This window comes from Xanthomonas sp. AM6 (assembly GCF_025665335.1).
Taxonomy (GTDB): Bacteria; Pseudomonadota; Gammaproteobacteria; order Xanthomonadales; family Xanthomonadaceae; genus Xanthomonas_A.
This window is the reverse complement of record NZ_CP106869.1, coordinates 3,895,747-3,921,304: the sequence shown is the minus strand read 5'-3', so window position 1 is coordinate 3,921,304 and position 25,558 is coordinate 3,895,747. Positions and strand designations below refer to the sequence as shown.

General features: G+C 69.6%; 19 protein-coding genes. 7 read left to right on the top strand and 12 right to left on the bottom strand.

Annotation, left to right across the window (positions count from 1 at the left end; translation table 11 throughout):
* Positions 1 to 35 precede the first annotated feature (35 nt).
* A complete protein-coding gene (gene secA / locus OCJ37_RS16800; RefSeq protein WP_263110835.1) occupies positions 36 to 2,774 on the top strand; it encodes a preprotein translocase subunit SecA in 2,739 nt (912 codons plus the stop codon).
* Positions 2,775 to 3,298: 524 nt separating this feature from the next.
* Here the strand turns inward: secA and OCJ37_RS16795 are convergent.
* The gene (locus OCJ37_RS16795) at positions 3,299 to 3,451 is read right to left on the bottom strand and encodes a hypothetical protein (protein ID WP_263110834.1); all 153 of its coding nucleotides are present in this window, start codon (positions 3,449 to 3,451) and stop codon (positions 3,299 to 3,301) included.
* 154 nt (positions 3,452 to 3,605) lie between these two features.
* A complete protein-coding gene (locus OCJ37_RS16790) occupies positions 3,606 to 4,349 on the bottom strand; it encodes an SDR family NAD(P)-dependent oxidoreductase (protein WP_263113720.1) in 744 nt (247 codons plus the stop codon).
* An 80-nt stretch (positions 4,350 to 4,429) separates the two neighbouring features.
* On the opposite strand from OCJ37_RS16790, the gene OCJ37_RS16785 reads away from it, so the two are divergent.
* Together OCJ37_RS16785 and OCJ37_RS16780 are read left to right on the top strand one after the other, a co-directional pair.
* Complete coding sequence (locus OCJ37_RS16785) at positions 4,430 to 4,558, top strand: hypothetical protein (RefSeq protein ID WP_263110833.1); 129 nt, start codon at positions 4,430 to 4,432, stop codon at positions 4,556 to 4,558.
* A 46-nt stretch (positions 4,559 to 4,604) separates the two neighbouring features.
* Entirely contained in the window at positions 4,605 to 5,567 is a 963-nt protein-coding gene (locus OCJ37_RS16780) for a Nudix family hydrolase (protein WP_263110832.1), read from the top strand.
* Positions 5,568 to 5,827: 260 nt separating this feature from the next.
* Here OCJ37_RS16780 and OCJ37_RS16775 read toward each other — a convergent pair whose 3' ends face one another.
* The 3 genes from OCJ37_RS16775 to OCJ37_RS16765 all read right to left on the bottom strand — a co-directional run bounded on the left by OCJ37_RS16775 (position 5,828) and on the right by OCJ37_RS16765 (position 9,645).
* On the bottom strand, positions 5,828 to 6,481 hold the full coding sequence (locus OCJ37_RS16775) for a DUF4124 domain-containing protein (RefSeq protein ID WP_263110831.1): 654 nt from the start codon (positions 6,479 to 6,481) through the stop codon (positions 5,828 to 5,830).
* Positions 6,482 to 6,920: 439 nt separating this feature from the next.
* Positions 6,921 to 7,745, bottom strand: a complete 825-nt coding sequence (gene metF, locus OCJ37_RS16770; protein ID WP_263110830.1) for a methylenetetrahydrofolate reductase [NAD(P)H] — start codon at positions 7,743 to 7,745, stop codon at positions 6,921 to 6,923.
* Between the two features lie 472 nt (positions 7,746 to 8,217).
* The gene (locus tag OCJ37_RS16765) at positions 8,218 to 9,645 is read right to left on the bottom strand and encodes an alpha-amylase family protein (RefSeq protein WP_263110829.1); all 1,428 of its coding nucleotides are present in this window, start codon (positions 9,643 to 9,645) and stop codon (positions 8,218 to 8,220) included.
* A 583-nt stretch (positions 9,646 to 10,228) separates the two neighbouring features.
* On the opposite strand from OCJ37_RS16765, the gene OCJ37_RS16760 reads away from it, so the two are divergent.
* Both OCJ37_RS16760 and OCJ37_RS16755 read left to right on the top strand, forming a co-directional pair.
* A complete protein-coding gene (locus tag OCJ37_RS16760; RefSeq protein WP_263110828.1) occupies positions 10,229 to 11,167 on the top strand; it encodes a M14 family metallopeptidase in 939 nt (312 codons plus the stop codon).
* Positions 11,168 to 11,399: 232 nt separating this feature from the next.
* Complete coding sequence (locus OCJ37_RS16755; protein WP_263110827.1) at positions 11,400 to 11,957, top strand: DUF3228 family protein; 558 nt, start codon at positions 11,400 to 11,402, stop codon at positions 11,955 to 11,957.
* Positions 11,958 to 12,204: 247 nt separating this feature from the next.
* Here the strand turns inward: OCJ37_RS16755 and OCJ37_RS16750 are convergent, their stop codons facing one another.
* Genes OCJ37_RS16750 through OCJ37_RS16725 form a run of 6 tightly spaced genes read right to left on the bottom strand, consistent with a single transcriptional unit; the run spans position 12,205 to position 20,485 of the window.
* Positions 12,205 to 14,049, bottom strand: a complete 1,845-nt coding sequence (locus OCJ37_RS16750) for an NPCBM/NEW2 domain-containing protein (RefSeq protein WP_263110826.1) — start codon at positions 14,047 to 14,049, stop codon at positions 12,205 to 12,207.
* A 42-nt stretch (positions 14,050 to 14,091) separates the two neighbouring features.
* Positions 14,092 to 15,039, bottom strand: a complete 948-nt coding sequence (locus tag OCJ37_RS16745; RefSeq protein ID WP_263110825.1) for an N-acetylglucosamine kinase — start codon at positions 15,037 to 15,039, stop codon at positions 14,092 to 14,094.
* A complete protein-coding gene (locus OCJ37_RS16740; RefSeq protein WP_263110824.1) occupies positions 15,036 to 16,196 on the bottom strand; it encodes an SIS domain-containing protein in 1,161 nt (386 codons plus the stop codon). The genes OCJ37_RS16745 and OCJ37_RS16740 overlap by 4 nt, the downstream gene beginning before the upstream one ends.
* Positions 16,183 to 17,472: a D-tagatose-bisphosphate aldolase, class II, non-catalytic subunit gene (locus OCJ37_RS16735; RefSeq protein ID WP_263110823.1), complete on the bottom strand. Its 1,290-nt coding sequence runs from the start codon at positions 17,470 to 17,472 to the stop codon at positions 16,183 to 16,185. Before OCJ37_RS16735 ends, OCJ37_RS16740 begins: the two co-directional genes overlap by 14 nt.
* Positions 17,473 to 17,483: 11 nt before the next feature.
* Positions 17,484 to 18,404 carry a DMT family transporter gene (locus OCJ37_RS16730; protein ID WP_263110822.1) on the bottom strand — a complete coding sequence of 307 codons (921 nt, stop codon included), beginning with the start codon at positions 18,402 to 18,404 and terminating at the stop codon, positions 17,484 to 17,486.
* Positions 18,401 to 20,485, bottom strand: coding sequence for a glycoside hydrolase family 36 protein (locus OCJ37_RS16725; protein ID WP_263110821.1), 2,085 nt, complete (start codon positions 20,483 to 20,485; stop codon positions 18,401 to 18,403). The genes OCJ37_RS16730 and OCJ37_RS16725 overlap by 4 nt, the downstream gene beginning before the upstream one ends.
* Positions 20,486 to 20,622: 137 nt before the next feature.
* On the opposite strand from OCJ37_RS16725, the gene OCJ37_RS16720 reads away from it, so the two are divergent.
* Positions 20,623 to 21,753 carry an amidohydrolase family protein gene (locus OCJ37_RS16720; RefSeq protein ID WP_263110820.1) on the top strand — a complete coding sequence of 377 codons (1,131 nt, stop codon included), beginning with the start codon at positions 20,623 to 20,625 and terminating at the stop codon, positions 21,751 to 21,753.
* 7 nt (positions 21,754 to 21,760) lie between these two features.
* Here the strand turns inward: OCJ37_RS16720 and OCJ37_RS16715 are convergent, their stop codons facing one another.
* Positions 21,761 to 22,540: a DeoR/GlpR family DNA-binding transcription regulator gene (locus OCJ37_RS16715; RefSeq protein ID WP_263110819.1), complete on the bottom strand. Its 780-nt coding sequence runs from the start codon at positions 22,538 to 22,540 to the stop codon at positions 21,761 to 21,763.
* Positions 22,541 to 22,686: 146 nt separating this feature from the next.
* Here OCJ37_RS16715 and OCJ37_RS16710 point away from each other — a divergent pair, with 146 nt between their 5' ends.
* Positions 22,687 to 25,542 (top strand): TonB-dependent receptor, encoded by a 2,856-nt coding sequence (locus OCJ37_RS16710; protein ID WP_263110818.1) that lies wholly within the window; start codon positions 22,687 to 22,689, stop codon positions 25,540 to 25,542.
* The last annotated feature ends 16 nt before the right edge of the window (positions 25,543 to 25,558 follow it).

Here is a 25,558-nt window from a genome sequence, read left to right as displayed (position 1 = left end):
GCCGTACGGGCGTTCCTTTCCAACCGGTTCCTTCAATGATCAACAGTCTGCTTACTCGCGTTTTCGGTAGCCGCAACGAGCGCCAGCTGCGTCAGCTCCACCGTATCGTCGCCAAGGTCAACGCGCTGGAACCGGAAATGGAGCAGCTCTCCGACGCGCAGCTGCAGGCCAAGACCCCGGAACTGCGTGGGCGCATCGCCGGCGGCGAGAGCCTGGACAAGGTGCTGCCGGAAGCGTTCGCGGTGTGCCGCGAGGCCAGCCGCCGCGTGCTCGGCATGCGCCACTACGACGTGCAGCTGATCGGCGGCATGGTCCTGCACTTGGGCAAGATCGCGGAAATGCGCACCGGCGAAGGCAAGACCCTGGTGGCGACGCTGCCGGTGTACCTCAACGCGCTGGAGGACAAGGGCGTGCACGTGGTCACCGTCAACGACTACCTGGCGCGCCGCGACGCCGCGCAGATGGGCAAGCTGTACAACTGGCTGGGGCTGAGCGTGGGCGTGGTCTATCCGGGCATGCCGCACAGCGACAAGCACGCCGCCTACGCCGCCGACATCACCTACGGCACCAACAACGAATTCGGCTTCGACTACCTGCGCGACAACATGGCGCTGTCCAAGGCCGACCGCTACCAGCGCGGCCTGAACTACGCCATCGTCGACGAAGTGGACTCGATCCTGATCGACGAGGCGCGCACCCCGCTGATCATCTCCGGCCCGGCCGACGATTCGCCGGAGCTGTACATCCGCGTCAACCGCATCGTGCCGCAGCTGACCAAGCAGGAGTCCGAAGAAGGCGAGGGCGATTTCTGGGTCGACGAGAAGGGCAAGCAGGTGCACCTGTCCGAGGCCGGCATGGAACACGCCGAGGAGCTGCTGCGCGCCGCCGGCATCCTGACCAACGAGGAGGACCGCCTGTACGGCGCGCAGAACCTCAGCGTGGTGCACCACCTCAACGCCGCGCTGCGCGCGCATGCGATCTACCAGCGCGACGTGGACTACATCGTGCGCGATGGCGAGGTGGTCATCGTCGACGAGTTCACCGGCCGCACCCTGCCGGGCCGGCGCTGGTCCGACGGCCTGCACCAGGCGGTGGAAGCGAAGGAAGGCGTGCCGGTGCAGCGCGAGAACCAGACGCTGGCCAGCATCACCTTCCAGAACCTGTTCCGCATGTACAGGAAGCTGTCCGGCATGACCGGCACGGCCGACACCGAAGCCTACGAATTCCAGAGCATCTACGGCCTGGAAGTGGTGGTGATCCCGACCAACCGCCCGACCATCCGCAAGGACTGGCCGGACCAGGTGTTCCTCAACCGCCAGGGCAAGTTCAACGCGGTGCTCGCCGACATCGAGGACTGCGCCAAACGCGGCCAGCCGGTGCTGGTCGGCACCACCTCGATCGAGACCTCGGAGATGCTGTCCGAGCACCTGCGCAAGGCGGGCGTCAAGCACGAGGTGCTCAACGCCAAGCAGCACGAGCGCGAGGCGCAGATCGTCGCCAACGCCGGCCAGCCGGGCGCGGTGACCATCGCCACCAACATGGCCGGCCGCGGTACCGACATCGTGCTCGGCGGCTCGCTGGAAGCGGAGCTGCATGCGCTGGGCGAGGACCTGAGCGAGGACGAGCGCGCGCGGCTGAAGGCCGCCTGGCAGGAGCGCCACGACGCGGTCAAGGCCGCCGGCGGCCTGCACATCATCGGCACCGAACGCCACGAATCGCGGCGCATCGACAACCAGCTGCGCGGCCGTTCCGGGCGCCAGGGCGACCCGGGTTCCTCGCGCTTCTACCTGTCGCTGGAAGACAACCTGATGCGCATCTTCGCCTCGGACTGGGTGCAGAAGGCGATGCGGATGATGGGCATGAAGGAAGACGACGTCATCGAGGACAAGCTGGTCAGCCGCCAGATCGAGAAGGCGCAGCGCAAGGTCGAGGCGCACAACTTCGACATCCGCAAGAACCTGCTCGACTTCGACGACGTCAACAACGACCAGCGCAAGGTGATTTACGCCCAGCGCGACGAGCTGCTCGACGCCGAGTCGGTCAAGGACAACGTCGACGGCATCCGCGACGACGTGATCTACGACCTGGTGGCGCGCTTCGTGCCGCCGAACTCGGTCGACGAGCAGTGGGACCTGGCGGGCCTGGAGGCGACCCTGGCCAGCGACCTGGGCCTGCCGCTGTCGCTGACCGACTTGGTCAAGCGCCACGAGGAACTGGACGCGGCCGGCATCGCCGAGAAGGTGCGCGAGGAGGTCGATCGCCATTTCCAGGAGAAGGAATCGGCGATCGGCGGCGAGACCATGCGCGCGCTGGAGAAGCACGTGATGCTGACCGTGCTCGACCAGAGCTGGAAGGAGCACCTGGCGCGCATGGACTACCTGCGCCAGGGCATCCACCTGCGCGGCTACGCGCAGAAGCAGCCCAAGCAGGAATACAAGAAGGAAGCCTTCGAGCTGTTCTCGGAAATGCTCGAGCACGCCAAGCGCGAGGTGGTGACCCTGCTGGCGCGCGTGCGCATCCGCAGCGAGGAAGAGGTGGCGGCGCTGGAGGCGCAGGAGCGGCAGCAGATGGAGGCGCAGCTGCGCCAGGCGCAGTTCCAGCACCAGGACGCCGGCGGCTACAGCGCCGACGAAGAAGCCGAGCAGGTGGCGCTGGGCGCCAACGCGCCAGCGGTGGCGCAGGTCACCCGCGAGGCGCCCAAGGTCGGCCGCAACGATCCGTGCCCGTGTGGCAGCGGCAAGAAGTACAAGCATTGCCATGGGCAGTTGAGCTAGGAGCGCTGGTGCGCAACCGCGCAACGGCCTCATCGATCTTGCTTCGCAAAACATGGGCGCAGGCCAAGCGCTTCCCAAACCCCCACGCCTGTCGGCGCGCCCCCTTTGCTAAAGGGGGCCATGGCTCCAGATGGGGCGCGGTGATTGGTCAGAACACTGCCAATGGCAGGCTGGTGTCCGGCATATTTGCGGCGTTGGCCGAATTCGACGGTCATTGATTATCGAGCCGACAACGGCCGACTTGAGGCGCGCGAGCGCGGGGACGCAACGGCGGCCGGCCGACCGTTTTAGATGACCTGCAAAGCTTCGGCTTGCACGGGCGGCGAAGGGGAAGCCGGAAGCCGGAAGCCGGGATTGGCGAGCTGTGCGCCGAACTCGGGATAACGAGACAGGCCGGCTATCGGTCCGTTGGTCCGGGAGGAGAGATCCGGCCACAGGTGGGGAGAAGCAACTGGTGCGGGCAAACGGGGGCGCAAGGCGCGTCGTACGCCGAGTCGCAGATGCTGGTTCCGGACGGCGCGAGATCACGGCAACGGCTGATGTCCGGATTCGGCCAAACCGGTCGCTGCTCGGCGCAGGAAACCGTCGCGAAACTCTAGCGCTTGCGGCAGCGTTTCGCGGCGAAATTCCCAGGTGCCATCAGGGAAGGCCGGTGCGTCGCAAAAATCGGTATTCATGCGATGGCGCTATGGCGTGACCCTCATGGGAACAGGACCGGCAGCTTTTCCGCTCTTGAGTCGGATGGCTGTCATTCGATCAACGAAGCATGTTCTTCCGCTGCCGGACGGAGCGACCACTCCCGAAAGTGATTGCTCCGAATGGTCTTTCCTGTCAGACAGCGGCGACGCCACCATCCACGAAGAGTTCGTGGCCGGCGACGAAGCTGCTGTCCTTGGATGCCAAGAAGAGCACTGCTCGCGCCACTTCGTCCGGCTGTCCCAATCGCCCAAGCGGCACCCCTTGCGCCAGGGCCTCTTCCGCTCCCGGTCGCGCATCAAGATAGCTGCGGATAAGGCGTGTCTCGGTGCCGCCAGGTGCCACGACGTTGACGCGAATGCCCCGCTCCTTGAGGTCGGTCGTCCAGCTTCGCGCGAACGAGCGAACCGCCGCCTTGCTGGCGTTGTAGAGCGACTGGCCCGGTATTCCTTTAGCGCCGGCGATCGAGCCATTGAGGACGATCGTACTTCCGTCGGTCATCAGCGGCAGCGCTTTCTGCACGGTGAAGACCAAACCCTTGACGTTTAGGCCGAACACGGTGTCGAAGTGGGTTTCGTCGATCGCCTCGAGCGGAACGACTTCGTGAATTCCGGCATTGGCGAACACAACATCGACCCTGTTGTGGTCACGCTCGATACGTGCGTAGAGCCTGGTCAGGTCGGCGGGGTTGGTGACGTCGCCTTGCACGCCGACAGCCCCGTGGCCGATATGTTTCAGCGCTTCATCGAGCAGTTCCTGCCGGCGCCCGGTAATGTAGACGTGGCCGCCTTCCTCTGCGAAGAGTTTTGCCGTTGCCAGGCCGATACCGTCGCTTCCGCCGGTAATCACCACGACCTTGTTTTCAAATCGCCTAGTCATCCGAATGCCTGTGCAGGAAATGGAGGTGTTCTCCACTTATGATACGGAGGCAGTCTCCGCTTAGCAAGGCTGTGCGGGAAATGAGCGACGCGTCGGCGCTGCGCGCCGATGCACGCTTCGCCGTTGCCGGCGCAGCGTTCCCACTGCCTGGGTCGCGCCTGTGCCGCGCGCGGATCGCGGCCGTTGTGCGCGGATCGGCGGCGATGTGAACCCAGTTCATTGCGTTGGCACCGCCGAAGACGGCAAGCTTGCGCCATGTCCGAACCGCTCAGATCGATTCATGTCGTCGCCGGGGTGATCACCGATGCCCGCGGCCGCATCCTGCTGGCCCGGCGCACCGAGGGCCGCGACCTGGCCGGGCTGTGGGAGTTCCCTGGCGGCAAGCGCGAGCCGGGCGAGACCTCCGAGCAGGCGCTGGTGCGCGAGCTGCAGGAAGAGCTGGGCATCGAGGCCACGGTCGGCGCGCAGCTGATGGAGGTGCCGCAGCGCTACCCGGACAAGCGGCTGCGGCTGGAGATGCGCCAGGTGCTGGCGTGGAAGGGCACCGCGCGCGGCCGCGAGGGCCAGGCGCTGACCTGGGTGGCGCCGGACAAGCTGGGCCGCTACGCGATGCCGCCGGCCGACCAGCCGGTGGTGGCGATGCTGCGCCAGCCCGATCGCTATCTGGTGACGCCGGAGCCGGTCGAGCCAGAACGTTGGCTGGCGGCGCTGGAGCGCGCGCTGCAGGGCGGCGTGCAGCGCGTGCAGCTGCGCGCGCGCAGCCTGCCGGCGGAGCGCTGGCCGCCGCTGGCGCGGGCCGCGGCGGCGCTGTGCGCGGCCCGCGGCGTGCAGGTGCTGGTCAACCGCGATCTGGCATTGGCGCAGGAACTGGGCATCGGCGTGCACCTGGGATCGGAGCAGCTGCCGCAGTTCGATGCGCGCCCGCTGCCACCGGGGCACTGCGTGGCCGCGTCCTGCCACAGCGTCGAGGAACTGCAGGCGGCGCAGCGGCTGGGCTGCGACTTCGCGGTGGTCGGCCCGCTGGCGGCCACCGCCAGCCATCCCGGTGCGGCGGCATTGGGCTGGGACGCGTTCGAGCGGCTGCGCGAGGAAGTGGCGCTGCCGCTGTACCCGATCGGCGGTCTGTTGCCGAGCCAGATCGCCGAAGCGCGCCGCCATGGCGGCCAGGGCATCGCCGCGATCCGCGGGCTGTGGCCGGTGGACGTGGACGTGGCCTGAGCGCGGGGTGTAGGCGCCGACGCACGGCATGATGCGGGCGTGCGCCGATCGCGGCCTGTTGCGCGAGGCGAAGCGTTGCGACGCATGCACGCCGATCTCGCAGCGGCTCTTTGTACGTGCGCTGCGTACAAGGCTTCCGGTCGGGCTATCGCCACCTGTGGGAGCGACTTCAGTCGCGATAGGCCTTCCTGGTAACGCGTGTCGCGACTGAAGTCGCTCCTACACGGTCGCGTCGACTGCCGGAACCGTTCGCGCAAGCGCTAGAAACTGATCCAGAAGCAGTTGTACTGCCGGCGCAGGCCCAGCACCGTCGAGGTCGGCGTCGCGCTGCCGCCGAGGGTCTGCTCTAGGCGCAACGCGGTCGCGCGCGGGCGCGGCCGTGTCGCCGTATCGCCGGGTACCGTGCTGGCCGGCGTTGGCGTGGCTGCCGATGCGTCGGCGGCGACAGGGTGCGGTTCGGCGCCGGGCGCGGCGTCCGCCGCCGGCGGCATGGCGGGCAGCGATTCCATCTGCGCCGGTGCTTGCGGCAGCACCGGCACGATCGCGACCAGCGGCCGCTGGGTGATCGCATCGAGACGGTCGAGGATGCGCCGCGCCGCCGCGTCGGAGACGCCGTTCCACCAGTACAGCGTGGACAGGCGATTGACGTCGCGCGCGTCCACCGCGGTGCGGATCTGCTGCGCCAGTTCGCTGAGCCGGCGCACGCACTGCGGCCGGTACAGGCCGCTGGCGCCTTCGTTGGCGGCGCTGGGCGCGACGCGCGGCGGCAGCCGGTCGATCGCGCCCAGGTCCTCGCAGCGGCGATCGCTGAACACGGTGGCGCCGTCGGCGCCGGTGCAGCGATTGACCTGCTGCGCGGCGGCAGGCGCGGCGCACAGGCATAGCAACAGGAGGAGCGATGGGCGTGTGCGCATCGGCTCAGCCTAGCGGCAGGTCCGTTATCTGGGAAGCAATGGAAGGCGCCGGTGGTTGCCTGGGTGCGGCGTCAGGTCGCGTCGTTGCGGGGTGCATCGGTCCCGGGCTTCTGCGACGCCGGGATGCGTGATTGCGTTGCTCGTCGCGATTGATGGCCCACCCAGCATTGCTGCGAAAGGCTTGCGGCAATCCGGGTGAACTGTGGCAGGGCTTCAGCCCCGAAAGGTTCCGAAGCCGAGCGGGCTTCCGTCTCCGCTCGTCGCGGCTGAAGCCGCTCCTACAGGGGGTTTGGCGAGGCCAAGCGCCCAGGCTGCTTGCGCGAGGGATGCAGGATGGCCGGGTCGTCAGCGCTCGCCGCTATCCGGCGCAGGGCCGCCGGCCGCCACGCCGATTGCCGCCGACGTCGCACTGCCGTGCGTCCGCCGGACGCGCAAGCGCTCACTTCAGGCGCGACAGCACGCCGACGGTGGGCTTGGCCAGGTTCAGCGTGTAGAAGTGCAGCGACGGTGCGCCGCCGGCGATCAGGCGTTCGCACAATGCGGCGACAAGATCGGCGCCGAACTCGCGGATCGCGTCGGCGTCGTCGCCGTAGGCCTGCATGCGCTTGCCGATCCAGCGCGGGATCTCCGCGCCGCATTGTTCGGAGAACCGCCGCAGCTGGCTGAAATTGGCGATGGGCATGATCCCCGGCACGATCGGGATCTGCACGCCGAGCTTGCGCACCGCATCGACGAAATGGAAGTACGCGTCGGCGTTGTAGAAGTACTGGGTGATCGCGGCATCGGCGCCGGCGTCGACCTTGGCCTTGAAGTGGCGCAGGTCGCTCAGCGCGTCGCTGGCCTGCGGATGCGTCTCCGGATAGGCGCCGACCTCCAGGTGGAACGCGTCGCCGTGCTCGGCGCGGATGAAGGCGATCAGGTCGGCGGCGTAGCGCAGGTCGCCGGGATGGCCCATGCCCGAGGGCAGGTCGCCGCGCAGTGCGACCAGGCGCCGGCAGCCGATCGCGCGGTACAGCTTGAGCAGTTCGCGGATCTCTTCGCGGCTGCCGCCGACGCACGACAGGTGCGGCGCCGCCTCGAAGCCATGGTGCTGCTTCAGGTGGCGCACGGTCTCGGAGGTATAGCTCAGCGTCGAGCCGCCGGCGCCGAAGGTGCACGACACGTATTCCGGCGCGTAGGCCTTCAGGCGCGCGGCGGTACGGTCCAGCTGCGCGCGCTGTTCGTCGGTCTTGGGCGGGTAGAACTCGAAACTGATGGCGGTCATGGGCACGGCGCGTCAGGTGATGGGGTGAGTATATCTCTCCATCCGGATGGATGTGCAAATGTGCGGGGCTCGCCTGTGCGCGCCTACCCGGCGCGGCTGGGCTGCGGTATGCACCGGCAGAGCGGTCCCATGGCCGGATCAGGATGTCGGTCGCTGGCGCGCGCCCGCGGGCGCGGTTGCCTTCGCTTCTTCCATCGCCTCGCAGTGCGGCCCGCCCTCCGGTCGCGCCTGTGCCGCTTCGACGCATGAGTGCCCGTCACGACAAGGGGTCTTCACCGCCGGCTCGCGCTCGCCCCATGCCGTTATGCGCCTGCCGGCATCGACACCGTGGCCCCTGGCGAGCGCGCGATCGAGCAACCCGCGCGCGGCCAGCGGCACTGGCCGATCGCGCGGCAGGCCACGTCCTCCTCCAGCCTGCCGCGCAGCGCATCGCTGCCAGGAAGCCGCACGGACGCGCAGCGCAACCCAAAGGTCAGCGCTTCCACATCCGCGCCTGCCGCGGCGGCAGGCTGAAGGTGTAGCTGCTGCTGGAGATGCGCACCACGCTGCCCGAGCCGAGCGCGTCGCTGTAGTCCACGTTCCAGCGCAGCACGCTGCCGCTCATCGCCACCGTGGCGGTGACCGCGGTGCCGCACTTGTTGATGCCGACGATGCCCAGGTCGCCGCGGCGGAACAGCAGATGGCAGGCGTCGTGCGACAGCACCTGCATGTCGCTGCCCTGCGCGGCGTTGTGGAAGCCGATCATGCGCTTGAGGTCGTCGCGCTGGTAGGCGTTCACCCAGCGGTTGTCGCCGCTCTCGTTGTTGTCCGAGTACACCATCGGCACGCCGCCGTCGCGGCCGAGCAGATACGCGTAAGCCAGGGTCTCGTCGACCGGGTCGAGGATGGCGTAGCGGAAGCCGGCGTTGTTCGGGATGTCGTGGGTGACCGCGAAGGTCACCGCGCGGCCGGCGGGCAATGCCTGGCCGTAGGCGCCGGGATCGACCAGGCCGTCCATGCTGCCGCCGAACGCGAAGGCGGTGCGGATCGCATTGAACAGCGGGAAATCGTAGGCGGCGTGCGGCGTGGCCTGCAGGTAGGGCGCGAGGAACTGGTCGTAGTCGGCGGTGCCGGCGCCGCCGGTGGTGATGACCTCGCCGAACACGTGCACCCCGGAACGGATGCCGGCGTCGAGTACCGCGTTGAGGTGGTCGAAGGGCATGTGCTTGGCCGCGTCGATGCGGAAACCGGTGACGCCCAGCGCCTTCAGCGCCTGCAGATAGTTGCGCTCCTGCTGCACCACCCAGGCGTTGCCGAGCAGGTCGGGCAGGCCCGGATCGCTGCCGCCGCCGCAGATGCGGTAGGTACGGACCTGGTAGGCGTCGGCGTAGTCGGTGATGCATTGCGCCGGGCCGAAATCGCCGCCGCCGAGCACGTTCACCGACAGGTCGCCGAACAGCCGCAGCGCGGCGTAGCGCGACGGGTCGGCGGCGTATTGCGCCAACACCGCGCTGCCCGGGTAGTTCAGGTCCGGGCGCGTCGCCGCCTCGTTGGCCATGTGGTTGAGCACCACGTCGGCGTAGGTCTCCACGCCGACGTCGGCCAGCGCCTGCACCATGCTGGCGAAGTCCTCGGTGTCGCCGAGCGGGTTGTCGATCACGCGCATGTCCTGCGGTTGGTAGCGCGCCCACCATTCGCTGCCCTGCGAGCGATAGGCCGGCGCCACCATCACCTTGTGGTAGCCGGCCGCGGCGATCTGCGCCGCCCGCGCTTCCACGGTGGCGTAGGGCCAGTTGAAGGCGTGCAGGATGACGTCGGCCTGGGCGCTGGCCGTGGCCAGGGCCAGCAACAGGCCGGCGAGGACCATGCGCCAGCGGTGGCGATGCAATGGGACGGTTGCAGCGGTGGGCAGTGCGCGCATCACAGGTCTCCTTGGGTCGGGACGCCGCGCGGGCCGGGCGCGATGCGTGGCGTCGAGGGATCCGGTCCCCGTCCGGAAAACGCAGCACGTGGCGTGCGGCGCTGCGTGGATGCTAAGCGCGCATCGCGGCGCAGCATGCATGGGCTACATACGTATTCAGTGCATCGGCCGATGCAAAGCGGGATCGGTTTCCGGTTCTGTCAGGTGCGGTGGAGCGTGCTGCTGCGATGCAGTGCCGAGGTTGCGCGCAGGTGGCCTGCGTGCCCTGCGTTCGGCGGGCCCATGGATGCGTGGGGGGGGCGCGTGCCAACCCGGCGCATTGCGCTGTGTCGCAAGAAGCCGCGTTGCGTCGCTGGAGAGCGGTTCGATGCCGGTGCTCCGGCCGGGCCAGGGCCGTGGGGCCTTGCATGGCACGCAGCGGCGCGGCGATCGGCGTTGCAGCGCTCCGAACGCACGGATGCGGCTCGGCGCAGCGGCACAGACAGGCTTCGCTCGTCCACCGTCCGCCTTGCCGCTGCGCATGCAAGGCGACCGGCTTCCGGTGCTAAAGTCCGCCGCTTCACCTGCACAAGCGGACTGCGTCATGACATTCGAAGCCTTCTATCCGATCGGTACGCCCGGCACGCCCTGGGGGGCGGCGGAAAAGACGGCGTGGCTGTCGCTGCAGCGCCGGCAGCGCAGCTACCAGGCGGACGTCGTGGCGACGGTCGAACGCCTGCGCGGGATTTGGGATGTCGTCGAATACGGCATGCTGGCGTACGCCGAAGAGCGCTATCCGCTGCTGGCGCTGCGCAGCCGCGCATGGGACGAGGCGCTGCCGTGCATGCTGGTGACCGGCGGCGTGCACGGCTACGAGACCAGCGGCGTGCACGGCGCGCTGCAGTTCGCCGTGCGCCATGCGGCCGACTACGCCGGGCGCGCCAACCTGCTGGTGGCGCCGTGTGTGAGTCCCTGGGCCTACGAGCGCATCCATCGCTGGAACGCGGACGCGATCGATCCCAACCGCTCGTTCCGCGAGGACAGCCCGGCGCAGGAATCGGCCGCGCTGCTGCGGCTGGTCGCGCCGCTGCGCGCGCGCATCGCGATGCATATCGACCTGCACGAGACCACCGACAGCGACGAATCCGAGTTCCGCCCGGCGCTGGCGGCGCGCGACGGCGTCGCCTACGTACCCGGCGGCATTCCCGATGGCTTCTATCTGGTCGGCGACAGCGAGAATCCGCAGCCGGCGTTCCAGCAGGCGGTGATCGCGGCGGTCGCGCAGGTCACGCACATCGCGCCGGCCGATGCCGATGGCAACATCATCGGCTCGCCGGTGGTGGCGCATGGCGTGATCAACTACCCGGTGAAACGGCTCGGTCTGTGCGCAGGCATCACCGACGCGCGCTATGTCACCACCACCGAGGTCTACCCCGACAGTCCGACGGCGACGCCGGGGCAATGCAATGCCGCGCAGGTGGCGGCGATCCGCGCGGCGATCGACTATGCGTTGGCGCACCCAGCGCAGTCGTGTCGCGACTGAAGTCGCTCCCACGAGGTTGGCTGTAATGCCTGCGCGGTGGCAGGCGCCACCGCGCCGGCTTTCGTAGGAGGGGCTTCGACCCCGAGGTTTCGCCGGCAAGGCGTCGGGTTGAACTCCCACCTGAAAGTGAAGCGGAAAATCGGCGATGCCGGCCGTTTCCACGGCGCGGGCCGCGATGTCCATCGCGTGCCCGGCACGCTACGCTTGCACTTCCTCGCGTCCCTCCCCCGCCATGTCCATCGTCCTCACGCCCTTCGCCCGCACCCGCCTGTTCCCGCGCGACCGCCGCCGCAACGCGATCCAGGATTGCACGCCCGAGCAGTTCGAGCGCCACCTCAACGACAGCGCGCCGCTGCAGGTGCTGGACGGCTACGCGCCGTTCTGCAAGCTGCACGTGCACCGCAACTGGACCTCGACCCGCTGCCTGACCGCGCCGATCACCGAGGCCAACCGGCACTTGCTGCGCTCCGGCTACGAGGCGCGCAGCAAGGAGGAACTGCCGGTGCTGGTGCGCTGGTTCGAAGGCGTCGAGCCGCCGGTCGCCGAGTATCTGCTGCCGATCCTCTACAGCCGCGCGCAACTGGCGCAGGAAGGCGCGCCGATCGAGGCGGAGTGGGGCGTGGTCGGCTGCCTCTACACCGCCGAGCCGCAGGAGATCCCGATGGCGCCGATCACGATGTTGCGCAATGCGCTGGGCGTGGAGGAGGGCGGCTCGGGCGTGGCGCTGGATCGCGAGGCCTACCGGCGCAGCGTGGCGTTCTGGGAGCGCAACGCGAACTGGCGGCCGTAACCGCATGCGGCAGGCCGTAGCGTGTGCCCGCGACGGCACGCGCGGTACCGGCATCCGATAGACCTGCGGTGCCGTGTGCGCTGCGCCCAAACAGCGCGCCGCACTGCCGCAAGCCGCGGCGATGCGGTCCGGCGCGGGCATGGCCCCGCCTGACCAGCGCGCGGATCAGGTCGATGAATCGGTGAGCGTGACGGCCAGCAACCTGCCGTCGAACGGGCAGGCGGGTGAGACCTTGCCGTCTGCGCGTTCAGTGCAGCAACGGGTGTCCCCAGACCACCAGCGGCGGCAGTTCGCCGGCGGGGACATCGCCTGCGGCGGCCACCAGTTCGAGGACGCCGACGTTGCCGATGGGAAGATCCACCGGCAGCGGCGGATCGCGGGCGGTCATCGGCGCGCTCTCGTACAGGAGCCTGGCGTCGCCGTAGATGCGGAACACGGTCGTGCCGGTGTCGCGCGCGGCGCTTTCCTGCACTCCGAGCGATGCGCTGAACGTCGCGAATTCGCCGCGCACGAGGACCTCGAGGCGGGAGTCGGCGTGCGCGCCGATACCGTACGCGTAGGTGTTGCCGGCGATCCTCAGCGGCTGGCCATACGGGGTGACGTCGGCGCGCGGCGTGCCGGAGGCGGCCTCCAGCCTGGTGGCGTAGGTCGGCAGGCCATCGGCGGCGACGTGGATGCGCCCGGTGATTTCGCTCAGCAGCGTCGCGTCCGCTTCGACCGGCGCGCCTTTGACCTTGAGCATCACCGCAGCATGCGGCGCCAGGGAATAGCGCAGCGGTCCCCGCTGCGGCGGCAGGTCGCGGCGGCGCCACAGGTCGCGAACCGCGAACGCGGTGCCGGCGGCCAGCTTCATCTGCCGCGCATCGACCTGCGCCACGGCCGGGGCGTCGCCGCGGTTGAACAGCAGCACCGCACGTTCGCCGCGCGCCGACAGCGGCTTGACCAGCACCTGCACCGGCGCGTCGTCGACGGCCAATGTGGCCTGGTTGCCGGCCGGATCCTGGTCGACCGCGATCACCTCGGGATTGCGCAGCAGTTCGAGCAGCGGATCCGGCGCGCGGGTCAGGTCGAAGCCCAGCAGCAGCGGTGCGGACAGCATCGCCCACAGCGAGAAATGGGTGCGCGCTTCGGTCAGGTGCGCGGCATCGAACGCGCCCAGGCCGACCGCGAGCATGTCCGGATCGTTCCAGCGGCCCGGGCCGGCGTACAGCTCGCGCCGCGACGCCGAATCGAAGTTGTGCAGCATGCTGTCCCAGGTCGGCTCGATGTCCGGGCTGGTGCGCCACAGGTGGCCATGGTTGCCGCCCCAGTCGCGCACGCCGGCCTCGCCCCATGGGCAGATCGACAGCACGTAGTCGTCGTCGGGATTGAGCTCGGCCAGCAGCCGGCCGATGCGTGCGTAGTGGGTCTCCACCGCATCGCGGTCGCTGCGCAGCGCGTCGCCGCGCACGATCAGCGGGCGCAACGCGCGGTGGGCCGATTCGCGCACCGGCACGCTGTCGGCGGCGAAATCGGCCAGGCCGCAGGCGTCCACCTTCAGGTAGTCGAAGCCCCAGTCCTGGAACATGGTCTTCAGGTCCGAGGCTTCGAAGCCCTGCAAGCCGATCTCGCGCTCGGCCACGCTGCCCACCGGCAGGTTGGGGCTGCTGCGGTCGAACGCCTGCGAGCAGGCGTTGCGCCCGGCGTCGGTGTACAGGCCGGCCTTGAAGCCGCGCGCGTGCAACTGGTCGGTCCAGGCCCGGAAGCTGCTGCCGCCATCGGCGGTCCTGGCGATGGGGAACATCGCGGTGCGGATCGCGATCTCGCCATCGGCGCGGCGCTGCAGCCACCAGCCGTCGTCGATGTTGATGTAGCGGTAGCCGGCCCGCTGCAGGCCGCTGTGCTGGATGGTGTCGACCACCGACAGGATCCGCGCCTGGTCGACCTCGGTGCGGAAGGCATTCCAGGGATTCCAGCCCATCGGCGGGGTGGCGGCCGCGCCATGGCCGTACACGCTGAAGCGGCCGCTGGGGTGCAGGACGTCGTGCCGCTGCGCCGCGGATGCGGCAACAGTGACGGTGCAGAGCAGGGCGGCGAGCAGCAGGCGCTTCATCGGCGTGTCCTTGGCGGATGCGGTCGCGTCCGCAGCGATGGGTCAGCGGGAGGGAACTCCGGCCAGTTGCCGCGCATACAGGGCGGCGCCGTAGTGCGGCGCGTGCAGCGGCGCGCGCAGTTCGAAACCGCGCTCGGCCGCGGCCAGTGCCGTCCGGAATGGATGCATCAGCAGTTCGCCGGCGCTGAACGCGCCGCCGGAATACGACACCGGCACCGGCTCGCCGGCCTCGAACCCGAGCGCGGCGTGCAATGCCACCGCGATCGCCGCCAGTTCCTGGCCGGCGCGCGCGAAGATCGCCGCGGCCACCGCGTCGCCCGCCTGCGCCGCGCGCGCGACCAGCGGCGACAGCCTGGCCAGGTCGCCGCGGGTGCCGACGCCGTCGCCGTAGACGTGCGCGCAGATGTCCAGGTCGTGGTCGCCCAGCTGGAAATGCGCACGCAGCAGCGCATGCAGCGGGCCGCGCGGCAGGCGTCCGTCGCTCATGCGCGAGAACGCGTTCAGGCCCTGGATCGCGATCCAGTAGGCCGAGCCTTCGTCGGAGAACGCCTCGCCCCAGCCGCCGCAGCGCGCGGCGGCGGCGCCGCGCCGGCCATAGCCCATCGAGCCGGTGCCGGCGATGATGTTGATGCCGTCGGCGCAGGCCAGCGAGCCGGCCCAGCCGCACACCATGTCGTTGTCGCAGGCGTAGCGGCCGTGGCCCAGCACCTGCGCCGGGATGCCTTGCAGCGCGGCGGTGGCGCGGCTGTCCTCGCCGTAGGCGGGCAGGCCGAAGAAGGCCTGGGCGACGTCGTCCGGCGTGCGCCGAAGTTGCGCCAGCACCTGGCCGACGCCGTCGGCCAGGGTGGCGCGCACGCCGTCCAGGCCCACCTGCGGATGATAGGTGGTGCCCAGTTGCGCTTCGGCCAGCAACGCGCCGTCCGCGCCGATCACCGCGAAGCGGGTCTTGCTGCCGCCGCCGTCGACGCCGAGGTAGAGCGCTGCGCTCATGCGTCCAGCGCGTACAGACGCACGCCCTGCACGACGCGGTTGACCACCCCGGACGGATTCGGATTGTCCGGGGTCACGCCCAGCGCGCGCGAGGTCAGGAACGCGAAGAGCTGCGCGGCGGCGATATACGGCCACAGCAGGTCCGCGTCTGCGGCCGCGTGCATGCCGGGAACCGCGAGTGTGTCTGCGTCCAGGCCCGGGCGCGGTTGCGCGGTGATCTCGACGACGCGGGCGGCGCAGCCGTCGCGGCGCAGTTCGTCGAGCAGGTCGTGATCGTAGCGGCGGGTGTAGGGATCGTTGGACACGAACACCACCACCAGCGTGCGGTCGTTGACGAAGGTCTTGGGTCCGTGGCGGAAGCCCAGCGGCGAGTCGTAGCAGGTGGCCACGGCGCCGTTGGTGAGTTCGCCGAGCTTGAGCGTGGCCTCGCGCGCCAGGCCCTGCAGCGGGCCGCTGCCCAGGTACACCACGCGCTCGAAGCCGCCGCGGGCCAGCGTGTCCAGCAAGGGTCGCGCCTGCAGCAGCACCGCCTCGACCGCGCGGGCGATCGGGCCGATGCGGCCATCCAGCGCGCCGGCCGGCAGCAGCGCCGCCAGGGTGGCGTACATCATGCAGCTGAAGCTGGAGGTCATCGCGAAGCTGACGTCGTGGGTTTCCGGCGGCAGCAACAGGGTCACGGCCTTGGCCACCGGCGCGCGCGCCAGGGCGCCGTCGCGGTTGCAGGTCACCACCAGGTGGCGCACGTCGGCGACCAGCGCTTCGGCCAGGTCCACCGCGGCCAGGCTCTCGGGGCTGTTGCCGGAGCGGCCGAAGGACACCAGCAGCAGCGGCTGCGCCGGATCCAGGTACAGCTGAGGCGCGCAGACGATGTCGGTGGTGGGCACCGCGTCCACGCGCGCGGCCAGCACGCGGTCCAGCAGCGGCGCCAGGCACTGGCCGATGTAGGCGGAGGTGCCGGCGCCGGTGAGGATCACCCGCGCGCGCGGGTCGCCGGCGATCGGCGCGGCGAAGGCCTGCAGCTGCGCGTGCAGTTCGGCCACCAGCGCGTGGGTGCGTTCGAGCATGCGCGGCTGCTGCGCGATCTCGCGCGCGGTCCACAGCGCGCCGCTGGCGTCCAGGTCGGATTCGGGAATGCCGAGGGCATCAGGAGGGGTCATGGGCATGGCATGCATGGTGGTAGTCGTCGAGAACGGCACTGACGTGGGCCATGACCAGGGACTGCGGATCGCGCGTCGCGGTCCCGGTGCGGATGGCGTGCAATGCGTGGGGGAGATACTGGCCGACGAGCGGCAGTGGCGGCGGGTCGGCGCGCAGGTTGTCGAACAGGCGCACGCGCGCCTGCTCGATCTGCGCATCCGGCCAGTAGTAGCGGATGCGGTCGCTGAGGCTGTACTGCAGGTCGATGGCCAGGCCGCGGCCCTGGCCGTGGTAATAGCGTTGCCAGTAGCCGGGCGCGGCCTGCATGCGGCGCACGGTCACGTCGCGCAGGTTCGCGCGTTGCGCGGCGTCGATCCATTCGTGCTCGATCGCGTCCAGCGCCCACAGCGCCTCGCGCAGGGCGAAGGTCAGCCCGGGACCGACCTTGAGGATGGCGAAGTGGTCGCGCACCAGCGCGTCCAGCGCGGCGCGCGTCTGGTAGTCGGTGGAGTGCGCCTCGAACACCATGCCCGGCACGCCGGCCACCGCCTGGCTCAGCGCGCGCGCCTTGGCGCTGTCGTAGTCGATGACCGCGTGATGGTCGAATTCCACGCCCGGTTGCACCACCGAGGCGATGACCCGGTTCCAGGCATCGCCGAGCCCGGCCTGGGCGAACGCGCTGCGGTGCGCCTCGATGGTGGCCAGCGCCGCCTCCGGCGTGGTCAGCGCCAGGCCGTCGATCGCTTCGGTGGCGCCGCCGGGCACCGGCACTTCGGTGCCGATCACGTACACCGGCGCTTCGCCGCCCGCCTGCGCCCAGGCGTCCTCGGCGGCGCGGCACAGGCGCACCGCGCGGCGCACGATCTCCGCTTCGGGCAACGGCTCGGGGTCGCCGCTGCAGGCCATCGAGCAATCCAGGTGGATCTTGCGGAAGCCGGCGGCGACGTACGCGGCCACCATCACCTCGGCCTTGTCCATCGCCGCGGCGGCGTCCAGCGCCGTCCACGGATTGGGGCCGAGATGGTCGCCGCCCAGCGCGATGCGGCTGCGCTCGAAGCCGACCCGGTCGGCGATGGCGTGCACGAACGCGACGAAGTCGGCCGGGCGCATGCCGGTGTAGCCGCCGTCCTGGTTGACCTGGTTGCAGGTCGCCTCGAACAGCACCAGCGCCTGGCCGCTGCGCTGCGCATGGCGCAGCCCGGCTTCGACGACGAGGGGATGGGCCGAGCAGATCGAGGTCACGCCGATGGCGTGGCCTTGCCGATGCCGCGCGATCAGATCGAGCAGAGCGTGCATGGAAAATCCAGTCAGGGGGGAGAAGGCGGTTGCGGCGCGCGCTCGGGTTCGAGCACCAGCAGCAGCGAGGCGATCAGCGCCAGCACCAGGCCGATCGCCTTCAGCGGACCCGGCACGACGCCGGCGAACAGCAGCGCCAGCGCCGCGGTGACCAGCGGCGCGCCGGCGTTGCTCAGCGGCGCCACGACGATGGCCTTGCCGTAGCGGAAGGCATAGACCAGGGTCACCGCGCCCACCGCGTTGAGCAGCTGGATCGCGGCGGTCATCCACGGCCCGTCCAGGCCGGTGTTGAGCGGTTGCCGCCAGTCGGTCATCGCCAGCGCCACCGGCGCCAGCAGCAGGGCGCCGAGCGTCATGTAGGCGAAGATGCTTTCCGCGCGCACGCTGTCGTTGGCCAGCTTCATGAAGTAGGCCTGCACGCCCCAGGCCAGCATGATCAGCAGCGACTGCAGGAACCAGCCCAGCCCGCCGCCGCTGCCGCGGCCGAACGACAGGTCCAGCAGGGGCAGGGCGAGCAGCGCCAGCACGATGCCCAGCGTGCCCTGCCAGCCGGTGCGCTCGCGCAGCAGCAGGAACGACAGCGCGATGGTCACCACCGGCGACAGCGAGATGATCGGGAACACGAAATAGGCCGGGCCGATGGTCAGCGTGTGGAACAGCAGCATCTGCCCGCCGGCGCCGAGCAGGCCGATGGTCAGGCCGTAGCCGATCGCCCTGGGCGAGCGTTCCAGCTGCCAGCCGTTGCGCCACAGCAGGTACAGCGCCGGCGGCAGCATGGTCAGCGCCCACACGCAGTACACCAGCGTGTCGGGAAAGCCGTGCGCCGCCGACAGCGGCGACAGCGCGCCCCAGAACCCCCACAGCAGCACCGTGGTCAGGGCGAAGACCAGCCAGGGCCGGCGTCGCGCGGCGGCGGTCGCGTCCGCGCTCATGCCGGGTCCCTGGCCGGCGTGGCCTGCAGGAACAGGAAGCGCTCGAAGCGCGCGGGCAGGAAGGCCTGCGCCGCATCCACGACGCCGAGTTCGCGGTCGTTGAACAGGTCGCGTACCCGCCAGCGGCCGGGCGCCAGGCCGCGCAGTTCGACCGTGCCGTCCCACTGCGGCGCATAGAACGTGTAGTACTGCGCGCCGTCCTTGCGGATCGCATGCGCCTCGGGCTTGTCGAAACCGATGTCGTACAGCGTGCCCAGGTACTCGCCCTTGGGCAGCATGTGGGTCTTGTACAGATCCACCCACTTGCGCCACAGCGTCTCGCGCTCGGGCGTCAGCACGAAACCGCCCGGCGGCAGCGGCACCGACGGATGGTCGGTGTCCTTGGGCCAGGTGAACTTGCTGGAGATCACCGCGCCGATGCCGACGCTGGAGGCGAAATCGTCGCGGTTGTCGGCCAGCTCCACGTGGTCGCCGGCGTAGCTGCTGCGCGCGCCGATCATCGCCTTGATCGACTTGCCCTTGCTGCGCACCTGCCACGACGACAGCGGGTCCGAGGACGGGTACTGGTCGGTGGCGGGCAGGTTGTGGAACGCGAACGCGGTGCCGCATGGGCACAGTTCCACCACCGCCTGCGGATTGGCCTGGTGCGCGGCGCGGTAGATCGCGTTCCAGAACGTGGCCAGGCCCACGACCGAATCGTTCGGGCTGGCGTGGTGGTGCGCCGGGTTGTAGCAGGGGGCGACGGCGTTGAGATGCTGGCCGTCGAGCTTGATGCCTTCGAAGCCCCAGTCGCCGATGGCCTTCTTCACCAGCGCCACGTAGAAATCGATGGTCGGCTGGTAGGCCGGGCACTGGGTCAGCGCGTTCCACCAGGTCACGATCTGGAACGCGCCGTCCTTGTCCAGCAGCAGCATGTCCACGTGGTCGTGCAGCACGTCGCTGCCCGGATCGGCGGCCAGCGGCGCCAGCCACAGGCGCGGGCGCATGCCGTGCTTGCGCACTTCGGCGGTGAACGCGCGCATGTCGGCATCGCCGCGCGGGAACTTGCGCCGGTCGATCTTCCAGTCGCCCTCGTTGGTCTGCCAGCCGTCGTCCAGCACCGCCCACTCGAAGCCCAGATCGCGCGCCTTGGGCAGGGTGGCGAAGATCTGCTGCACGCTGAAATCGCGCTCGTAGCCCCAGGCGCACCAGATCGGCGCGAACGCCGAGTCCGGCGGGCGTGGGCCTTCGATGCCCTCGGCGCGCATGAACGCCTGGTACTGCTGCAGCGGCGCGAAGAAATCGCCGGTGTGCACGGCCAGCAGGGTGCGCTCGGTCACCAGTTCCTGGCCGGGCGCCAGCGTCGTCGCCTGCGCCGATTCGATGGCGATGGCGGCGCCGGCGGCGGTGCGGCGCACCGGCATGTCCAGCGGCCGCGGCACCAGCTCGACGTGGCCCACGGCGATGCCCACGTCGCGGCGCCAGAGGTTGGCCACCGGCGTGCCGCCGCCGTAGTCGGAGGAATCCATCGCCAGCGTGTTGCGCTGCGCGAAGCCGTCGCCGAGCGGCTGCACCCAGTCGCGGCGGTCGGTGTGGGTGGCACCGGAGAAACTCCAGAAGCCGCCGGCCACCGCCGGCAGTTCGTGCGCGCCGTTGCGCCAGCCGGCCACCTCCAGCGCGGTCTCGCCCAGGTTGCGGTAGCGCACCTGCAGCAGCGCCAGGCCGGGCAGGGCGTCGAACAGGCTGACCGCCACCTGCTTCTCCACCCCGGTCCTGGCGTCGCGGCCGGTGAACACGGTCTGCCGGCCGCGGCCATGGCGCGGATCGTCCAGCGCATGCGCCTGCTGGCCGGCCAGGGCGAAGTCGGACACGGCGCTGCCGTCGGCCAGCAGCAGGACTTCGCTGGGCTGGTAGGCGGTGAGCGGCTTGCCGCGGAAGGACAGCCGCGTGTGCATGCGCCGGTCGAAGGCGATGGCCAGCACCGCATCGGCGATCGCCGGTTTGCCGCCGGTGGCCGCCGCGTCGACGGGCCCGGCCGCGCGCGCCCAGGGCGCCACGCTCCAGGCGGCGGCGCCGGCCGCGCTGCCGACGACATACTTCAAGACACTGCGACGTCCAATCGGGGACATGGGCAACGGGTCCGGTGGCGTTGCCGGGCATTCTGCGCGTGGCCTGTCGATTGATGCAAGCGTTTTGTTTCGTTATGTTGCTACTTGTTTCGATAACGCGAGGTGGGGTGATGAAGACAGTCCTGGTTCCGTTCGCCGTTCCGCTGGTCGCCGCCCTGCTGGGCGGCGTGCCGGCGGCGCATGCGCAATCCGTGTCGAAGGCCGCCGCGGCGACGGAGGCGCCCTACGCGATGGACGATTTCGCCAAGGTCCGCAAGTACGACGCGCACGTCCATGCCAACACCGCCGACCACGCGTTCCTGGAGCAGGCGCGCGCCGACAACTTCGAGCTGCTCTCGATCAACGTCGATTACCCGGACTTCCCCGGCATCGAGCAGCAGCACCGCGCTGCGCTGCTGCTGGCCAAGGCCGATCCGGCGCGCTTCCACTGGGCGGCGACGTTCTCGATGAAGGGCTATGCCACGCCCGGATGGCGCAAGCGCGTCGACGCCGGCCTGGACCAGGCGGTGCGCGAAGGCGCGCGCGCGGTGAAGGTGTGGAAGAACATCGGCATGGTCGAGAAGGACGCGCAGGGCAAGCTGATCATGCTCGACGATCCTGGCCTGGCGCCGGTGGCCGAGCACATCCGCGCCCTGGGCGTGCCGCTGATCGCGCACCAGGGCGAGCCCTACAACTGCTGGCTGCCGCTGGAGCAGATGACCACCAACAACGACCGCGAGTATTTCGCCAAGCATCCGCAGTACCACATGTACCTGCACCCGGAGATGCCCTCGCACGCCACGCTGATGGCCGCGCGCGACCGCTTCGTCGCCGCGCATCCGCAGTTGCGCGTGGTCGGCGCGCACATGGCCAGCCTCGAATACGACGTCGATCGGCTGGCGCAGTTCCTGGACCGCTTTCCCAACGCCACGGTCGACCTGGCCGCGCGCATGAGCCAGGTGCAGTACCAGTCCAACCGCGACCGCGCCAAGGTGCGCGATTTCTTCGTCCGCTACCAGGACCGCCTGCTGTACGGCACCGACCTGACCCACGCGCCGGGCGCGGACGCGGCGCAGTTCCGCGCCGAGGCGCATGGCGTGTGGCAATCGGACTGGCGCTACCTGGCCACCGGCGAAACCCAGCGCGTCGCCGTGCTGGAGGCCGACGTGCGTGGCCTGGCGCTGCCGCGCGCGGTGATCGACAAGATCTACTACCGCAACGCGGTGCGCGAATTCGCCGCGCCCAAGGCCGCAGCGAACTAGGCCCGGATCAGGCGCGCACCAGCTCCACGCCCAGCGCCTGGCAGGCCTGGGCGACGTCCTCGGGCGCGCCGGTGTCGGTGATCAGCGCGTCCAGGCCGGAAACCGGAATGATCCGGTGCAGGCAGATCTTGCCGAACTTGGAGCTGTCGGTGATGGCGACCACCGCGCGCGCCGCCTCCACCATCTTGCGGTTGAGCATCGCCTCGGGCTCGTAGTGCGTGGTGATGCCGCGCTCCAGGTCGAAGCCGTCCACGCCCAGGAACAGCAGGTCCACGTGCAGCGCATCCAGCGCTTCCACCGTCAGCCCGCCGTAGAAGGCCATGTTCTTGCGCCGCAGTTCGCCGCCCAGCATCACCAGGTTGATGTGGGTCTTGGGGCTGAGCGCGGTCAGCACGCCGAAGTCGTTGGTGACCACGGTCACCTCGATGTCCGGCAGCGCTTCGGCCAACTGGATCGCGGTGGTGCCCGAATCGATGGCGATGGTGTTGCCCGGTTGCACCATCGCCGCCGCGCGCCGGCCGATGCGGCGCTTTTCCTCCAGGTGCACGGTGCGCTTGGCGTCGTAGTGCGGCTCGGCCGGCACCGCGTTGACCGCGCTGCTGTCGATGCCGCCGCCGTAGGCGCGCGCCATGACCCCGCGCTCGGCCAGGTAGCGCAGGTCCTTGCGCACCGTCTGCAGGCTCACCCCGAACTGCTGCGCCAGGGCGGACACCTGCACGCTACCGTGCTGGCGCACCAGTTCGCTGATCTGGAGACGGCGCTGGCTGGTGTCGCGGGTGGCGGACATGGGGGCTCCTTGCAAACGATCCAGAGTATGCGACAGTTCGTTACATTTCGCTATTGATACAAAACGAAACATAATATAGGCTCGGTTTCGTTGCTTATCTGGCCCCCGCACCGCCGTCCTACGCTGCCAGCCTCAGGAGACCGCCCGTGAACGCCGTCCGTCCGCACCGCCACAGCCTGTTCCACGCCATCGCCCTTGCCCTGCTGATGCCGGCCACCGCCTGGTCCCAGGAGGCCGTCCCGGCTTCGCCGCAGGCGCAGCCGGCGCCGGGCAGCGCCACCAGCGGCAACGCCGAGGCGAGCCAGAATCCGGTCGACCTGGAAACGATCCAGGTCACCGGCGTGCGCGCCGCCCTGGCGCGCTCCACCGAGCTCAAGCGCGACGCGGCCACGGTGCAGGATTCGATCAGCGCGCTGGAACTGGGCCGATTCCCCGACGACAACGTGGCCGACTCGCTCAGCCACATCACCGGCGTATCGATCAGCCGCACCGCCGGCGGCGAAGGGCAGAAGGTCAGCGTGCGCGGGCTCGGCCCGGAATACACCCTCACCACCTTCAACGGCCGCATCCTGGCCACCGACGGCGCCGGGCGCGACTTCGCCTACGACGTGCTGCCGGCGGACGTGATCAGCGGCGCCGACGTGGTCAAGGGCGCGCAATCGGTGCTGAGCGAAGGCGCGATCGGCGGCCTGATCAACCTGCGCTCGGCCAGCCCGTTCGACCAGAAGGGCCAGCACGCGATCGTCCGCGCCGAAGGCGACCGCAACCAGATGTCCGAACTCAACGGCCGCAAGTTCTCGGCCGCCTACAGCAACACCTTTCTCGACGACACCGTCGGCGTGCTGCTGGGCGTGGTCTATGCCGCGCGCAAGGACCGCACCGACATCGCCGGCAACGACGGCGGCTGGACCCGCAACCCCGACCCGAACGACCCGACCTGGAGCGGCAACGCCTGGGGCGGCAACATCGATCCCAACGGCAACGGCCAGTTGGACCCGGACGAATACGGGCTGATCGCGCCGGGCCAGTTCCGCGTCGGTTCCACCCTGGAAGACAAGAAGCGCCGCGCGTTTTCCGGCAAGTTCGAGTGGCGGCCGAACGACGATGTGCGCATCGTCGTCGACGGCCTCAAGACCCGGCTCGATTCGCCGCAGGTGTCCTACCAGCAGTCCTACTACCCGCTGTTCGCGCCGGGGCGCTGGTCGGACATCACCGTGCAGAACGGCATCGTCACCGGGCTGACCCTGGACAACCCGGATCCGGAGCTGCGCCTGAACCCGGAACTGCTCAACCAGACCGAGCACCGGGTGGTGGACACCGACCTGTACGGCATCAACGGGCAATGGAAGGCCAGCGACAGCCTGACCCTGACCGGCGACCTGTACCGCTCCACCTCCAAGCGCTATTCCGGCGGCCAGGACACCTACGTGGTGCTGCGCATGAACCAGCCCAACACCACCCGCATCACCGTCGGCCGCAATGCCGTGCCCAACGTCACCGCCACCTTCGACGACGGCCGCGACCTCGCCACCGGCCTGGCCAACGGCCAGTTCACCGACACCGACTTCAACACCCACTACATGGAACTGCGCGGCGACAACATCGCCGACGAGATCACCGGCGGCACCATCGGCGGCAAGCTGTACGTCGGCCAGTGGGGCGTGGACAACCTGCACTTCGGGGTGACCCGCACCGAACGCAGCAAGCGCCGCGACCTGGTCAACAACACCCTCAACGGCGGCGCCGACTACTATTCCGGCGCCAACGCGATCAACGTCGGCGCGCTCGGCGGCAACGTGCTCGACCACACCTTCGCCCTGACCCATTTCATGGACAAGGTCGGCTCCACCTTCCCGCGCACCTTCCTGGCCTTCGACGTGCCCAACTACCTGGCCCGCCTGCAGGCCTACGACGGCCAGCCGCGCCCGGACGGCACCACCTACGACTACGCGCTGGCCGCGCCGCAATGGAATCCGCTGGAAAGCTACCGCGTCGAGGAGAAGACCAACGCCTTCTACGTGCAGGCCGACCTGTCCGGCGAGCGCTGGAACGCCGACGTCGGCGTGCGCCTGGTCAAGACCCGCACCCGCGCGCAGGCCTGGGACGCGAAGATCCTCAGCATCACCGAGAACGGCGCGTTCAACTACACCGCCGAATACGCCGAGCCCACCCCGATCGTGCAGGACGGCGACTACACCTTCGTGTTGCCGTCGGGCAACTTCACCTGGCGCTTCACTGACGACCTGCTGCTGCGCGTGGGCGCGGCCAAGACCATGGCGCGCCCGTCGGTGGACAAGCTGGCGCCGACCAACACCACCGCCAGCGTGTCCTGGGGCGACTTCACCCAGATCTACGGCGGCAACGTCAACCTCAAGCCCTACAGCGCCAAGCAGGGCGACCTGTCGCTGGAGTGGTACTTCGCCGAACAGTCCATCGCCAACGTGGCGGTGTTCTACAAGCGCATCGAGAACCAGATCACCACCAGCTGGGAGCCCGGCCAGGACATCGGCGTGCCGGGCCACCTGTTCAACGTGATGCGGCCGATCAACGGCGACTACGCCAAGGTGCGCGGCATCGAGGCCGGCCTGCAGCACTTCTGGGAAAACGGCCTGGGCTTCCGCGCGCAGTACACCCGCAACTGGTCGCGCAGCTGGGTCAACGGCGAGGAGCGCCCGCTGGAAGGCATCGCGCCGGCGGTGTACTCGCTCGGCGTGATGTACGAGAAGGGACCGTGGTCGATCGGCGCCACCGCCGACCATACCGACGGCTTCGTCACCGCGGTCAACGTCCTGGGCGCCGGCTACAACGAACAGGCCGACAAGATCACCTGGCTGACCGCGCACGTGTCCTACGAAGTCAACGACATGCTGAGTCTCAGCCTGGAAGGCCAGAACCTGCTGGACGACGAGCAGACCTACAGCATCAACGGCAACCCGCTGCTGTCGCAGGGCTACAACCGCTACGGCCGCGCGTTCACCTTGGGCCTGAGCCTGCGGTTCTGAACATCAGCCTGCGGTT